Below are 14679 nucleotides of genomic sequence, written 5' to 3' on the forward strand. Positions count from 1 at the left end.
GCTGAGGCCCTGGAACGGCGGCCCGATGAGCATCCGTCGGTCATCACACTGCTGGGGGGCAGTTATGAACACACTGGACATCTGCATCGTCTCCGGGGCCGACTTCGTGGCGCTCCACTCATATGTGAATCACTCCGTCTACGCGCGGGAGTTCGGTTACGATTTCCGCTTCGAGGCGGGAGTCGCCGAGGCAGTCGAGAACGTCTTCTTCTTCAAGACTGCCGCTATCGAACGTGTCATCGAGCGGTACGACTGGGTCGTGTGGATGGACGACGACACGTTTGTCACTGACTTCTCCCGAGACCGCATCAGGGACCTGATCGACGGGGCTGAGGCCACTGGCGTCTCCTTTGTCGTTGCGAGCGGGCCGGAAGAACCCAACGGCTTCTTTTCCATGTTGAACAGCGGCGTGATGCTCCTGAAGAACTGCCCCGAGAACGTCGAGATGCTCGGCAACATGAACGACGAGAGCCTCGCACGTGCCCGCGCCTGGTGGGACGACGACAAGTTCGGGGTGTTCACGGGCGGCGACCAGGACATCATCATCTGGATGCTCCACGACCGTGACTGGCTTCCTCGAACCAAGATCGTCAATCATCGCGAGCTCAACTCCCGAACCCACCACTACGAGAACTCACTCGACGACGCCTTCATTTGCCACTTCTGCGGGCACTGGGACAAGGCGCTCTCGATCGCGCAATTCGCGGAACGCTTCCACACGAACCAGGCCCTGGTGCCGAGCGAACTTGCCGTCAAATACTCGATCAAACGCCTGAACCCTCAATCGCGGGCCACGGTGCGTCTGCGCGGGGGAGTAGCGCGTCTTGCCGCGCGGGCCAAGCACCTGCTTCGGCCAGTCCTGGAGCTCAGCGAGCGGTCGGGTCGTCGCTCCGGGCTTCGCATCGCGGCGCACCGGCTCCGAGCCGCTCTGCGGTAGTTTTCTGCTCCACCAAGCAGATAATCGCGTGCCTTTCCGTCTTGGGCCCACAAAGGTCACGCGTCGAGTCCGCTGATCGTGCGACGGGAATCCCCATTCCTACTAGTGTGTTCACCGGGCTTCTCACTCGGGCTCGAGAACGACGAAGCGGAGATTGTTGATGCCACGCGCCCTGATCACGGGAATTACCGGCCAGGATGGCCTTTACCTTGCAGAGTTGCTGCTGGGGAAGGGCTACGAGGTGTTTGGGCTCATTCGTGGGCAGAACAACCCGAAGCTGGAGCTTGTGCAGCGCACGGTTCCTGACGTGAAGATCCTCACGGGTGACCTGACGGACGCCTCCTCGCTTACGCGCGTGCTCAACGCGTCGCAGCCAGACGAGGTGTACAACCTCGGCGCGATCTCCTTTGTCGCTTACTCGTGGGAGAACGCCTCGGTCACGACGGATGTGACGGGCAAGGGTGTGCTGAACATTCTGGAGGCCACGCGTCTGTGGGCTGGGTCGGACCTGGACAAGGTTCGCTTCTACCAGGCTTCCTCGTCGGAGATGTTCGGCAAGGTGCAGCAGGTTCCGCAGAGCGAAGAAACCCTGCTGTGGCCGCGCTCGCCGTACGGCGTCGCCAAGACCTACGGCCACTACATGACGATCAACTACCGCGAGTCGTACGGCATGCACGCCTCGAGCGGCATCCTCTTCAACCACGAGTCGCCCCGCCGCGGCCCGGAGTTCGTGACGCGCAAGGTGACGCAGGCGGTCGCGCGCATCAAGCTGGGTCTGCAGGACGAGATCGTGATGGGCAATCTGGACGCGAAGCGCGACTGGGGCTTCGCGGGCGACTACGTCGACGCGATGTGGCGCATGCTGCAGCAGGACGAGGCTGACGACTACGTGGTCGCGACGGGCGAGACGCATTCCATCGAGGAGCTGCTGGATGTGGCGTTCCAGGCCGCGGAGCTCGACGATTGGCGCCAGCACGTGCGTCAGGCGCCGGAATTCATGCGCCCGGCCGAGGTTGACCTCCTGATCGGTGACCCGTCGAAGGCGCGCGAGAAGCTGGAATGGACGCCGACAGTGTCGTTCAAGGGACTTGTGCAGATGATGGTCGAGAACGACCTCAAGGAGCAGGCTCAGCTGAACCGCTGAGGTTTGCGTTCGCGAGTGCTGAGCTTCAGATGAGGCCGCCACTCGCGACTGCTGTTGGGCACAGGTGAGGTTGCGCGTTGAAGGGAAGAGTCATGTCGAGGATTATGCTGACCGGGGCGACGGGGCAGGACGGCTCCTACCTCCTGGACGTGCTACTGGAGCGGGGCGACGAGGTGCACGCGGTCGTGCGCAGCCCCGAGGAAGCGGAGAGCCTGAATGCACGGCCTCGCGTGACTGCGCATCTCGCCGACCTCTCGAACACGCTGGCGTTGCCGGACGTGGTGGACGAGGTCGAGCCGCAGCAGTTGTACAACATCGGCGGTTTCTCGTCGGTGGCGCAATCCTGGAAGGAGCCCGCGCTGGCAGGGCTGGTGTCTGGGGTCGCGGTCGCTGGCCTCCTCGAAGGAGTTTCGCGGGTTCGCGCGCGCACGGGCAACGAGGCGCGTTTTCTGCAGGCGTCATCGTGCGAGATCTTCGGCGACTCTGCGCCGGCGCCGCAGTCGGAGCTCACTCCGATCGCGCCGACGAATCCGTACGGGGCGGCAAAGGCGTACGCGCAGCACGCGGTCGGGTTCGCGCGCGCGCAGGGCGAGTTCGCCGCATCCGTCATCCTCTATAACCACGAGTCCCCGCGTCGCCCGTTGTCGTTCGTGACGCGCAAGATCACGAACGGTGCTGCTCGCATCGCGGCTGGTCTCGATTCAGAGCTTCGCCTCGGGAACCTCGACGCGAAACGCGACTGGGGATGGGCGCCGGACTACGTGGACGCCATGGTGCGGGTCATGAACGCGGACGAGGCGGGCGACTACGTTGTCGCGACCGGCGTCGCGCACACCGTGCGCGACTTCGTCGCGGCAGCCTTCACCGCTGCAGGCGTCGAGGACTGGGAACAGTATGTCGTCATCGATGAGCGCTTCTACCGTCCGGTCGACGCTGCAGAGACTCGCGGCGACGCATCCCAACTCCGCACCGAGCTGGGCTGGGCACCAACAAAGGACCTCGCCGACATCGTCGCCGCCATGGTCGACCAGGACCAGCGCGAGATCTGACTGGGCATAGGTCGCACCAGGGAAAACATCTTCGTGGTGACATAATTCCCCACATTCTCCGGGCAATATCGGGGGGAGATCGCTCTCGAATCTGATGGTACTTTTCGACAAACCGTCCCCCACCCCGAGAGACGCTCGTGCCAACCAAGTTCTCGATACCCTGGGCCGCGCAGGTCCTCCTCCCCGCAGCCGCACGACGCCTCGCGAAGCTGCGGAAAGAGCGTTGGCGGATTGCCGAGATTCCCTCCAGAAACAGCCCCCAGGCGTCGATCTGGGGCAGCGAGATCGACGCCTGGGCGTCGTCCTCGGTTACCGAGGTGGTCGAGCACGTCACGCCTTCTGACAACTTCTCTGACGTCCTCAAGCGCGCCGTTGACAGAGCCACCGCGCTGCCGGGGCCAGTCACACCACTGACGCACCGCGCCAGGCTCGTCATGGCTCCAGGCGTCTATGGACAAGGGATCGCGTTCGACTACGCCTGGAAATCCAACATCGCGATAGAGCTGATCGCACCCGGGCGAGACGCGATCGTCGAGCCGACCGAGGACGTAGGTGCCCTCGAGCATGCCGGAATCTCATGCCTGATCGTGGGCATCACGTTCCGCAAGACCTCAGGTAACGCCTGGGTCGTGCATGGGTCCGGGCGCGCTGGTCTGGCTCGCGAGATGATCATGCACGACTGTCGCATCGAGGCGTTGAATGGGGCGCACGCGTTTGCGCATGAGAATGCCGCCGCGCACACGCTCTACATGTCGGAGGTCGTGGTGGAAGGGCGCATCTACCAGCACACGATTCGCACGTCGGTCGCCGAACCGACGCTTGCCATCTGGGATGCGTGCGAGGCGGATCTTTGCGACTTCGGGGACGAGTCGGCGCATTCGGACGATCTTCTGGTCGTGCGCGGTGGCAGCTCTTCCTCCGACACCTTCACCATCAGTTTTCAACGCACTGGATCTCCGTGGCGACCACGACTTTCGGCCGGTATCGATCCAACGTCTGGGATCAAGAAGACGAACAGCCGACGCGTCGAGTTCGAGGAGCCCGCCGTCGATGCTTATCCCGTTCTCGATCGGAACGAACGGATGCTACTGGCCTAACGACCTTGAACTGGTGGGTGAACTGCTCACTGAGAGTTTGCGGGTCGTCGGCTGCGGAAGGCCAACTCAACTGCAGGGGCCGACATCAACAACTGGTGCTGTTCCGTCTTCCAGGTATCGTGGCGCCGAAGAGCGATCGCCATCCCGAGGCCGATCATGATGAAGCTCGGCTGAGTAATGAAGACTTCGCCGAGGCGAGAGGCGCATAGCAGGGTCACGACGGCGGCCGCCTCGACTATGCGAGCATCCAGCGTGGATTTTCCCTTTGCCATGAACTGGAAACCTGCGAACGCTATGAGCGCGAGGAATGCCAGGAGGAGCGGATACCCGCCCTCGGCCAGCAGACCCCAGTACGAGTTGTGGAAGAACCAGCGGTCGCCTGCGACTTCAGTGGTCGCTTCGCCGAGTCCGTGCCCATACCAGGGGGCGGCGAGGACCTTGTCTAGTGAGGCAGCATCGATACGCTCGCGCAGGGCGTCAGAACCGGAACGGTCAGCGTACTGACCGGCTTGCGCGAAGTTAGTCTCGATGTAGAGGAACGCCCAATAAAGGAGCGCGGCGAGGCAGATTCGGAAGAACGGCCCGAGATGGCGCGCGATCAGGAGCCAGATGATGCCAGCTGCCAGGGCGGCCATCGACGTACGTGAATCCGTCAGGACGACTGCGCCGCCTCCCGCGGCAACGAGGAGGATTTTCACCCAGGTGCGCTTCACGATGAGCAGAAGCAGCACTGTCATGACTGCGTAGGTGAGGCCGGCCACGTTCTTATCGGTCAGGTAACCCGTGAGCAGGCTGCCGTAGGGCCGCGGCGCTATGCCTGCGTAGAAGAGGGGGATATTCACGGCCAGGCCCACGCCGAAACCTTTGAGGCCGGAGACGATGTCAATGCGACCGCTCGCGATGAACCCCGCGAGCAGCATCATCGTCACGATTCGCACAAGGCGCGTGGCATCGGCATCGGTCGGGCCTGTCAGTACGGCGACAATGCCCAGGTAGGCGACGATGCAGATGCAGATGACAGGGAACCAACGCGCGCCCTCGAGAGACCGTTCGGGGCGCCGGAACATGGAGATGCCGACGAGCGCGACTCCCGCGAGATCGTTAACGGTGAAGCCGATCCCGAGTAAGTCGTCGCGAAGCACGAACATGAACATCAGGACTGCGTCGATGATGCGCGTGTTGCCGACCGCTGCGAAGGAATCGCGGAAGAACTCGGTCGTCTTCCCGGTCGGTTTCGTATCGGTCGCAGTGTCTGTCACAGACTCGATGCTACGGTGTCTTGTTAGTGCTGACCAACAGCACCGCGACAAGTCTGACCGGGGGGTAAGGCTTGGAGCACTTGACCTTCACATAGTTTGCGATCGAGTCCATATCCGGGTTCAAGCCCTAAAATGGCAGCATCGACGTGGAGCAGGTTCACGAGTCTGGTGGCTTCTTGATGGCTGAAAGCAGGAGCGCTCGCGCGCGTGCCGAGACTCGTCAGCGACCTCGAGTGGCAATTGCCCACGACTACATCACACAGCGTGGGGGTGCCGAGCGGCTGCTTCTCTCGATGCATCACGCTTTTCCGGACGCCCGTATCTATACGACGCTGTATGAGCCCGACGCGACGTATCCGGAGTTCAAGGACCTCGACATCGTCGTATCGCCCATCAACAGGTTCAGTGCCTTCCGCAGAGATCACCGCAAGGCGCTCCCATTCCTTGCGCCAGCCAGTTCCGGCATTCACATCGACGCCGACGTGGTGCTGGCATCGACCACAGGCTGGGCGCACGGATTCAAGACCAACGGGCAGATGATCGCTTACTGCAACACGCCAGCGCGCTTCCTCTACCTACCCGAGCAATACCTCGGGGATGCTGGGCCGCTTTCTCTCCGTGCGCTCGGGTTGCGCTTCCTGTCGCCGTTCCTCCGAGCCTGGGATCAGCGTGCAGCGAAGCGCGTCGAAACCTACGTCTCAAACTCCTCTGCGATCCGCGAGCGGGTTCGGACCGTCTACGGGCGCGAGTCGGAGGTTGTGTACCCCGCGCAGAGCGTCAACATCAACGGCCCGCGTGTACCGGCCGTCGGCCTCGAGGACTTCGTCGGCGACGGTGGGCACCTGCTGCTGGTCTCCCGTCTCATGCCGTACAAGAACGTGGACAAAGCGATCGCGGCCGTCGCCTCGCTGCCGAACGAGCGATTGGTGATCGTCGGAGACGGCCCTCAGCGAGCTGACCTTGTAGCCTCCCTCCCCGACAACGTCCGGCTTGTGTCGGGCATCAGCGATGAGGAGCTTCGTTGGCTGTACGCTCGGAGCCGTGCCCTCGTCGCGCCATCTTTCGAGGACTTCGGTCTCACCGTGGTTGAGGCTGCAGCATGGGGTAAACCGAGCATCGCGCTCCGAGCCGGCGGCTACCTCGACACCGTGGCCGAAGGCGTGACGGGCCGTTTCTTCGACGCGGCCGATGCGAAGAGCATCGCCGCGGCGATCGCAGCCTCGCGCTTCGACGTCTGGGACGTGACTCGCATCAAGGAACACGCCCGCGAGTTCTCGGAAGAGGCGTTCGCTCGAAAGCTCCAAAAACTCGTAGATGAGACCCTGGCACGCGCGGGAGCATGACTGTGTCTCCTCGACCGTTTGCCAATCGTGATGAACTTGCTACTGTGGAATCTCCTCGCGTCCGCGGGCACCATGCCCCGGGCGCGAATTGTTGTGTAGAGAGAGGGTTGCGGCGTGACCGTACTTGACTTCCTTCGGCTTACGGGCCGGAACTGGAAGACGTTGGCCATTGGCGTCATCGTCGGCCTCATCGCAGCCTTCGGCTACACCCAGGTTCAGCCTCATGTCTTCGCGGCGTCCTCCTCTGGCTACGTGGTCTCCGGCCCCACTGACGGCTTCTTCAGCGGCTCGGAAGCGTCGATCGCGAAGGCGAACAGCTATTTGGCGCTGATCAACAGCAAGCCCGTCTACGACAAGATCGCTGCCAACCCGAACTCAGGGCTCGCCGAGGGCGAGACTCTCAACGGCCGTCTGTCCGCTGTAGTCGCGCCGAACAGTGAACTCATTCAGGTGAACGCGACTGCAGGTTCCCCGAGCTCAGCGGTCGCGCTGGCAAACGGCGCGCTTCAGGCGATGGCTGATGTCATCACCGACATGGAGACGCAGATGGGTGGGGGTGTGTCCAACGTCACGGTGTTCCCCCTCGAGGATGCCACCGAACCCACGACCCCAGTGAGCCCCAACCTCCGCAATAACCTAATCATCGGCGGCGGTATCGGCCTCATTCTCGCTTACGCCTTCGTTTTCCTCCGCAAGGCGCTCGACGTCAAGGTGCGCAGCTCGAAGGACCTCGCGGCCGCAGCCCGGGTCGGTGCCCTCGGCCGCATCCCGAAGTCACCACAGCTCATGGGCAAGAACCGAGGTACGAACGACGCCGACGCGATCGCCGCCGAGTCGTTCCGCCGCCTCCGCACAAACTTGCGATTTGCCAGTATCGACGAGGAGATTCGCTCCTTCGTCGTCACCAGTGCCAACGCTGGTGAAGGAAAGTCGACGATCGCGACCTCGCTGGCTCAGGTGCTCGCGCAGTCGAACACTCCGACCATCCTCATCGACGCTGACCTCCGACGCCCGACTGTCGCGACGGTCCTCGGCATCGACGGCAAAGTCGGACTCAGCGAGGTGCTGAGCGGACAGGTCTCGCTCGAGGACGCGCTTGTCGCATCCAAGATCCCCGGCCTCTACGTGCTGCCGTCTGGTCGCATCCCCCCGAACCCGTCGGAGATGCTCGGGTCCGAGGCGATGAAGTCGATCATCAAACTGCTCTCGACCGAATACATCGTTGTCATCGACGCGCCGCCGCTGCTGCCCGTCACGGACGCCGCCGTGCTCTCGACCCGCGTTGACGGTGTTGTGCTCGTTGCGACAGCAGGGCGCACGCGCCGCGAAGATGTGGCTTCCGCTCGAGACATGCTCGACCAGGTCAACGGTCGTCTGCTGGGTACCGTGCTCAATATGGTGCCGCCTCGCGACACTGCAGACGGCTACGAGTACCGCAGGAACCGCAGCTACTACGTCACGGCCGACAAGAAGGGCATGCCAGTGCTCAAGTCGGTCAAGGGCAAGGCAACGGACGACCCCGCCGAGGCCTTCGGGCTCCAGGCAGAGGCACCCAGTGCGCCCGCTCGCCAGTCGCTTGCTCCCTCGCGACCGAAGATTGGGCAGGCTCAGGGGTCGGCCGCTCCTGAAGTAGCCCCTGAGCAGGTACCCACGGCCCCCGCCCAGACGGCACCGGAGGCCGAGCTGCCAAGTCGACGCTCGCGTCGAGGCGCTTAGTGCCGAGTCTGCTCTTCGTCTGCCACGCCAATATCGCGCGATCAGCGGCGGCTGAGTTCCTCGCACGCGAACGACTTGGTGCTGACAACGACTGGCAGGTCTCGAGCGCTGGAGTGCGCGCGTTGGTCGGTGAGGACATCGACCCGACCATCGCACAGGCCGTCCACGGCCACGGGGTCGACACTTCCGGCCACGTGGCCAGGCAGGTTGATGCCTCAATGCTTCAGTCTGCGGACCTGGTGCTGGCGTTCGAGGGAACGCATCGGTCGTGGATGCTGAGCGAGTGGCCGAAGTCTGTTAAGAAGACCTTCACGATTCGAAGCGCGGCAACGCTCCTGCAAACCGCTCCGCGGCGCGTTGCTCCGATTTCCTACCTTTCCAGCCATAAGACTCCGCCAGGCGGCGATATCGATTTCGCCGACCCGTACGGTCGCGGCCCGGCTGTGGCTGAGCAAGCCGTGGCAGAGATCGATGCCCTCCTAGCGGTTATCCTTCCTGGTATCGACGCCGTAGCTCGGCCACCCCGTCTGCAGACGGACTGACTTCAAAGGACGAAACGTGAACATCGCACGCTTCCTCACTGAGGCACCGCCGTCCATCCGCTGGCGGATCGGCGTCGCGGCGTCCCGCCTCGTGTTCAGCAAGGCCTTCGCGGCCTTCGGTGCGGGCAGCGTCATCGTCAAGCCCCTCCGCCTCCGAGGCGTCGAGCGCATCCGCATCGGGCGCGACTGCGCGATCTACGAAGGCTCATGGCTCGAGGCCGAGCAGGGGGCGAGCATCGCGATCGGCGACCGCGTCTACATGGGTCACGACGTGCACGTGCACGCGGTTGGTGGCGTCACTATCGGACCCGGCTGTCTGCTCGCCGACGGGGTGCTCGTCAGTTCAGGCGGGCACGACATGAGCGACGACAAGTCGCTGGTGCCAGGAGCTCCGATCTCCATCGGCGCCAACTGCTTCATCGGTCAGCGGGCGATCGTCGTGGCCGGAGTGACCATCGGCGACGGAGCAATCATCGGCGCGGGGGCAGTTGTCACCCGCGACGTCCCTGCCGGGGCTACAGCCGCTGGAGTTCCTGCCCGCATCGTCTCCCCTGACCCGAGCACGACCCAGTGACCCGCCGCCGCGTCCTGCTGGTCAGCCCAGGCTTCCACGGCTACTGGAGCGCCGTCGCCGCGTCCTTCGAGGCGTTGGGGGCCGAGGTCACGACGCACCGCTACGACGAGCATTCGACGTTGGCGAGGCGCGCCCAGAACAAGCTCCTGCACGATCTGCCCGAGGGCCTCCGCTGGCGTGCCGCCGAGGACCAGGCGACGAGGCAAGCCGTCGAGCGTCTCCGTTCGGGGAACTTCGACGCGGTTGTGGTCATCAAGGGCGACCAGCTAGGTGCTGCCTGGTGGGACGCGCTGCAGCAGAGCCGCCTCCCTAGCGTGCTCTGGCTCTATGACGAGATACGTCGTACTCGGTACACGCTCGAGTTCCTCGCGAGCGTCGGCCCGGTGGCTAGTTACAGCCAGCACGACGTCGAGGCACTGCAGACCGCGGGCGTTCAAGCAACTCATGTCCCGCTCGGATATGACTCGCTGCTCGGGTTCTCGCCGGTGCCTTCATCCGCCGTCACTCTTGTCGGCGCTCGCTACCCCAATCGCGAGGCGCTCATGGCGGGCATCCAATCGTCGGGTGTCCCCGTTCGCGCGTACGGGCGAGAATGGTCGCGCCGAATCTGGGACGTCGCCCGCACTCGTCGCCTCCGCGGAGCAGGGGTTCCGGCAGGCGGAGACCTCAACCGCGCGGCCGCGTACGGCGTCATGGCCGGAAGCCTCGCGACACTCAACGTGCACTCGAACCAGGACGGCTTCACGATGCGAACGTTCGAGGCCGCCGGGGTTGGCGCCCTCGAGCTCATCGACCGCGCTGACGTCAGTGCCTTCTACGACGTCGGAAGCGAGGTCCTCGTGTTCGACTCCGTGGACGACATCGTCGAGTCCGCACGCAGGGCGCAGGTCGATGCCGGATGGGCGGCAAGCATCCGTTCGGCCGGACAGAAACGAACGCTCGCGGAGCACACGCTGATCCACCGCGCACGAAACCTGGAGGCCATGTGGGCCTGAAATTCAGCGATGACCTCGAAGCGTGGCACCGCTGGCAGGCGTCGCGTTCCCTGAAGAACCAGGTTATGAGGCGACTCAGGCGCCCCGCCGAGGCGCCCGAGTTTGTTCTCCTGACGAATGGTCCCGAACCGCGACTCCTGGTACCCATCGAAGCGCCGAAGCCGAGCACCATCGCCGCCTACACGGCGCCACTTCGCCTCCTGGGCGACGAACAGATCGCAGTGCTCGCCCCGAGCGACGTGAGCCACTTGCTCGAAGGGGACTGGACTGCCACTCGAGTCAGCGGTCGTGCCCTGCCCGACAGCCTTCGCGGGCTCCGCGCAGTGTTCTCGGCCGGCAACTATCTCCCAGCGGGCGAGCTCGCTTACGAATGGAGCAGAGCCCTCGGGGCACGCTTCGTCGTAGCCCAGCACGGCCTGATGACTCCGCTGGCGCCGCCCCTCGCGCACAACACGCACCTGCTCGCTTTCTCCGATGCGGATGCAGAGTTCTGGAAATCCGGTCGGGGTGACGTCAGTCACGAGGTCGTCGGGGCCCAGATCCTGTGGAACGCTGCCCAGCGTAGAAACGGCGTCGCCTCATCTCCCGACGCGAAGCCGGTTTTCCTCGGTCAACTGCACGGCGCGGAGCTCCCGCGTCGAATCTCAGCGGCAACGGCTCAGGGGTTCTGCCGCGAAACCGGGGCCGAGTATCGACCGCACCCTTCGGAGACCGACCGCCTCTCCCGTATCCAACACGACGTATGGCGGCGGCGAGGAGTTCAGTTCGAGAACTCAGGCCTGCCGCTCGGAGAGTTGCACCGTCCGGTTGTCTCAGTCTTCTCCACGGGAGTGTTGGAAGCGGCAGCATCTGGCGAACGGGCCTGGGTGACCTGCGCCGACGCACCCGATTGGGTGCAGGACTTCTGGGAGCGCTATGGTCTCTCCCAGTGGGGTGCGGAGCCAACGCCCGCCCCGCCTGTTCCCCAGACAGAACCAGCACAGTCGATAGCCGCGAGTCTCGCGCGAATTCTGGAGGGAGCCGCATGAGGATCCTCTGCGTCATCCCAGTCCGGGGAGGCTCGAAGGGCATCCCGGGCAAGAACGCGCGCCGCGTTGCCGGCAAGCCGCTCCTCGCGTGGACCGTTGAGCAGGCATTGGCCGCGCGGCCTGAGATGAACGTCCTCGTCTCAACCGACGACGAACAGCTGGCCGCTATCGCTCGAGCTGCCGGCGCCGACGTGCCGTGGCTTCGCCCCGCGCACCTCGCGGAGGACACGACCGCGACAGAGCCAGTGATCGAACACGCGATTGCGGAGTACACGGCCGCAAGCCGGCGACCCGATGCGGTCATGCTGCTGCAGGCGACATCGCCGTTGCGGCTGCCCGGGACGCTTGATCGTGCCATCGCGCAGTTCCAGACGAGCGGAGTCGACTCCATGGTCGGCGTCGTCCCTCAGGCTCCCTTCCTCTGGCAGCACGGACCGGGCGACGATGATCAGCCGCGCGCGCACTTCACCGTGGATGCTCGGCCGCGCCGCCAAGAGCTCGGGCGCACACAGATGTTCTACCGGGAGACCGGCTCGCTGTACATCACCAAGACCGAGATCTACGAAACGCTCCACAACCGCCTCGGCGGCAAGATCGGACTCTTCGAGATGGACGAACGAGAGGGCGTCGACATCGACACGATGCTCGACCTCTCGATCGCCGACCATCAGCTCACAAACCTCCACACTGACGCGGCCACCGCTGGGTCATCAGAATCAGCAACAACAACAGACAAGGACCCCGCTCAGTGATCATCGAGCGCAACCTCACGCCATACATCGTCTTCGCCGAAGACCCCATCGTTGTCGGCCTCCAGAAGATCAGCGCCAACCAGCAGCGCATCGTGTTCTGCGTCGACGAGCACGGACGCCTCCAGGGCTCCCTGTCTGACGGCGACTTCCGCCGCTGGATCGTCGCGAACCCCACCGCTTCCCTTGACGTCAGCTGCGTCGAGGTCTCGAACCGTCAGGTTCGGACCGCGCCGGCTGAGTCCACGCCTGCCGACCTCGCTCCGCTGCTCGGTCACGGCGGGGTCACCCACCTTCCGCTGGTCGACGAGACCAACCACCTCGTCGCGGTCACCATCGATCGCACGGATGTGCTCCGCATCGGCAACCACGAGATCGGTGACGGCAAGCCGGCGTTCCTGATCGCAGAGATCGGCATCAACCACAACGGCTCCGTCGACCTGGCCAAGGAGCTCGTCGACCTTGCCGCAGACGCTGGCGCCGACGCCGTCAAGTTCCAGCTTCGTGACCTCGACTCGCTCTACCGCCAGTCGGGCGGGTCCAGCGCCGGTGAAGACCTCGGCGCGCAGTACACGCTCAACCTGCTTTCGCGCTTCTCGCTGCCTGCCGAGGAGCTCTTCAAGGTCTTCGACCACGCGCGCGACCGCGGCGTCGACCTCATGTGCACGCCCTGGGACGCAAACAGCGTGCAGGCGCTTGTCGACTACGGCATCGACGGCCTCAAGATCGCGTCGGCCGACCTCACGAACCACGAGCTGCTGCGTGACGCAGGCTCGCGCGGCCTGCCGATGATCCTCTCGACGGGCATGTCCCGCGAAGCCGAGATCCTCGAGACCGTCGGCCTCATGCGCTCGCTCGGGTCGAGCTTCGCTCTCCTGCACTGCCAGTCGACCTACCCGGCGCCTTACAAGGACGTCAACCTCGCCTACCTCGACCGTCTCAAGGAGATCGGCGAGAGCATTGTCGGCTACTCGGGACACGAGCGCGGCTGGCATGTGCCGATCGCCGCGGTCGCCCGGGGCGCGCGCATCATCGAGAAGCACTTCACGATCGACCGCACGATGGAGGGCGTCGACCACAAGGTCTCGCTGCTCCCGGACGAGTTCCGGCAGATGGTGGAGCAGATCCGTGAGGTCGAGAGCGCCATCGGAAGCAACGGTCCCCGCGAGGTCTCGACCGGCGAGGCGATGAACCGCACGAACCTGGCCAAGTCGCTTGTCGCGAAGCGAGCCATCGCGCTTGGCGAGGTGCTGAAGCTCGAGGACATCGACATCAAGAGCCCGGGTCGCGGCCTCCAGCCCAACCGTCTCGGCGACCTGGTCGGTCGTACGACGAACCGCGCGATGGATGCAGGCGACTTCTTCTTCGACGGCGACCTGACTGACACCGCCCCTGTTGGCCGCGACTTCCAGTTCGACCGCCCGTGGGGCTTGCCGATCCGGTACCACGACTACAAGACCTTCATCAAGGACGCGACGCCCGACTTCCTGGAGTTCCACTTCTCCTACAAGGACCTCGAGATCGACCCGGACTCGGTCTTCACCGAGCCGCTCGACATGGACTTCACGACGCACCTCCCCGACCTGTACTCGGGGGACTTCATCGTCGACCTCGCGTCGTTCGACGACGAGCACTGGGAAAGGTCGATCCGCGAGGTGCAGCGCACTATCGACACCACGCGATCGCTGAAGAAGTGGTTCCTGAAGTCGACGGAGCCCATCATCGTGGTCACGATGGGTGGCATCACGACTGACAAGCATGTCGAGCCGCACGAACGTCGCGCCATGTACGACCGCATCGAGGCTGCGCTTGCTCGACTCGACGCTGAGGGTGTGCAGATCGGCGCGCAGACCCTGCCGCCGTTCCCGTGGTTCATGGGCGGTCAGCAGTTCTGCAACCTCTTTGTCGACCCGCGCGACACTGCAGAGTTCTGTGAGCGGACAGGCACCAAGCTCACGTTCGACGTCTCGCACTCGAAGCTCGCCGCGAACTTCGTCGGTGTCCCGTTCTCGGAGCTCACCGACCTGCTCGCGCCGCACAGCATCCACCTGCACCTTGTCGACGCCAAGGGCGTCGACGGCGAGGGCGTGCAGGTCGGCGAGGGCGAGATCGACTGGCCGCTCCTCGCAGGCCAGCTGAACGAGTACACGCCAAACGCCCCGTTCATCCCGGAGATCTGGCAGGGCCACATCAACAACGGCCAGGGATTCTGGACGGCACTCGACCGTCTCGAGAAGTGGCTCTAG

Annotated in this window: 13 protein-coding genes; 12 read left to right on the top strand and 1 reads right to left on the bottom strand. The window is 64.3% G+C overall.

The window, feature by feature from the left end; translation table 11 throughout:
- Positions 1 to 64: 64 nt before the first annotated feature.
- The 4 genes from FHX72_RS12775 (at position 65) to FHX72_RS12790 (ending at position 4227) form a co-directional block, all read left to right on the top strand.
- Positions 65 to 937, top strand: a complete 873-nt coding sequence (locus tag FHX72_RS12775; protein WP_183625616.1) for a glycosyltransferase family protein — start codon at positions 65 to 67, stop codon at positions 935 to 937.
- Positions 938 to 1097: 160 nt separating this feature from the next.
- On the top strand, positions 1098 to 2081 hold the full coding sequence (locus FHX72_RS12780) for a GDP-mannose 4,6-dehydratase (protein ID WP_183625618.1): 984 nt from the start codon (positions 1098 to 1100) through the stop codon (positions 2079 to 2081).
- Between the two features lie 92 nt (positions 2082 to 2173).
- The gene (locus FHX72_RS12785; RefSeq protein WP_183625620.1) at positions 2174 to 3130 is read left to right on the top strand and encodes a GDP-mannose 4,6-dehydratase; all 957 of its coding nucleotides are present in this window, start codon (positions 2174 to 2176) and stop codon (positions 3128 to 3130) included.
- Positions 3131 to 3447: 317 nt separating this feature from the next.
- Positions 3448 to 4227 (top strand): hypothetical protein, encoded by a 780-nt coding sequence (locus FHX72_RS12790; RefSeq protein ID WP_183625622.1) that lies wholly within the window; start codon positions 3448 to 3450, stop codon positions 4225 to 4227.
- 26 nt (positions 4228 to 4253) lie between these two features.
- Here the strand turns inward: FHX72_RS12790 and FHX72_RS12795 are convergent, their stop codons facing one another.
- Entirely contained in the window at positions 4254 to 5486 is a 1233-nt protein-coding gene (locus tag FHX72_RS12795; protein ID WP_183625624.1) for an O-antigen ligase family protein, read from the bottom strand.
- A 233-nt stretch (positions 5487 to 5719) separates the two neighbouring features.
- Between FHX72_RS12795 and FHX72_RS12800 the strand changes: the two genes are divergently transcribed.
- From FHX72_RS12800 to FHX72_RS12835, 8 genes are all read left to right on the top strand, one after another.
- On the top strand, positions 5720 to 6829 hold the full coding sequence (locus FHX72_RS12800; protein WP_338110130.1) for a glycosyltransferase: 1110 nt from the start codon (positions 5720 to 5722) through the stop codon (positions 6827 to 6829).
- Positions 6830 to 6943: 114 nt separating this feature from the next.
- Positions 6944 to 8545 (top strand): polysaccharide biosynthesis tyrosine autokinase, encoded by a 1602-nt coding sequence (locus tag FHX72_RS19755; RefSeq protein ID WP_183625628.1) that lies wholly within the window; start codon positions 6944 to 6946, stop codon positions 8543 to 8545.
- Entirely contained in the window at positions 8545 to 9087 is a 543-nt protein-coding gene (locus FHX72_RS12810; protein WP_183625630.1) for an arsenate reductase/protein-tyrosine-phosphatase family protein, read from the top strand. Before FHX72_RS19755 ends, FHX72_RS12810 begins: the two co-directional genes overlap by 1 nt.
- A 16-nt stretch (positions 9088 to 9103) precedes the next feature.
- Positions 9104 to 9661, top strand: a complete 558-nt coding sequence (locus FHX72_RS19760) for an acyltransferase (RefSeq protein WP_183625632.1) — start codon at positions 9104 to 9106, stop codon at positions 9659 to 9661.
- The gene (locus FHX72_RS12820; protein ID WP_183625634.1) at positions 9658 to 10656 is read left to right on the top strand and encodes a glycosyltransferase family protein; all 999 of its coding nucleotides are present in this window, start codon (positions 9658 to 9660) and stop codon (positions 10654 to 10656) included. Before FHX72_RS19760 ends, FHX72_RS12820 begins: the two co-directional genes overlap by 4 nt.
- Positions 10657 to 10721: 65 nt before the next feature.
- Positions 10722 to 11684 carry an RNA-binding protein gene (locus FHX72_RS12825; protein ID WP_183625636.1) on the top strand — a complete coding sequence of 321 codons (963 nt, stop codon included), beginning with the start codon at positions 10722 to 10724 and terminating at the stop codon, positions 11682 to 11684.
- Positions 11681 to 12436, top strand: a complete 756-nt coding sequence (locus FHX72_RS12830) for an acylneuraminate cytidylyltransferase family protein (RefSeq protein WP_183625638.1) — start codon at positions 11681 to 11683, stop codon at positions 12434 to 12436. Before FHX72_RS12825 ends, FHX72_RS12830 begins: the two co-directional genes overlap by 4 nt.
- Positions 12433 to 14679: an N-acetylneuraminate synthase family protein gene (locus tag FHX72_RS12835; protein ID WP_183625640.1), complete on the top strand. Its 2247-nt coding sequence runs from the start codon at positions 12433 to 12435 to the stop codon at positions 14677 to 14679. The genes FHX72_RS12830 and FHX72_RS12835 overlap by 4 nt, the downstream gene beginning before the upstream one ends.

The sequence above is a fragment of the Pseudoclavibacter helvolus genome (assembly GCF_014191305.1).
Taxonomy (GTDB): Bacteria; Actinomycetota; Actinomycetes; order Actinomycetales; family Microbacteriaceae; genus Pseudoclavibacter; species Pseudoclavibacter helvolus.

Coding starts and splice junctions, on each gene's coding strand:
- FHX72_RS12775 (WP_183625616.1), top strand. CDS start 65: ATGAACACACTGGACATCTGCATCGTCTCCGGGGCCGACTTCGTGGCG.
- FHX72_RS12785 (WP_183625620.1), top strand. CDS start 2,174: ATGTCGAGGATTATGCTGACCGGGGCGACGGGGCAGGACGGCTCCTAC.
- FHX72_RS12825 (WP_183625636.1), top strand. CDS start 10,722: ATGAGGCGACTCAGGCGCCCCGCCGAGGCGCCCGAGTTTGTTCTCCTG.
- FHX72_RS12830 (WP_183625638.1), top strand. CDS start 11,681: ATGAGGATCCTCTGCGTCATCCCAGTCCGGGGAGGCTCGAAGGGCATC.
- FHX72_RS12780 (WP_183625618.1), top strand. CDS start 1,098: ATGCCACGCGCCCTGATCACGGGAATTACCGGCCAGGATGGCCTTTAC.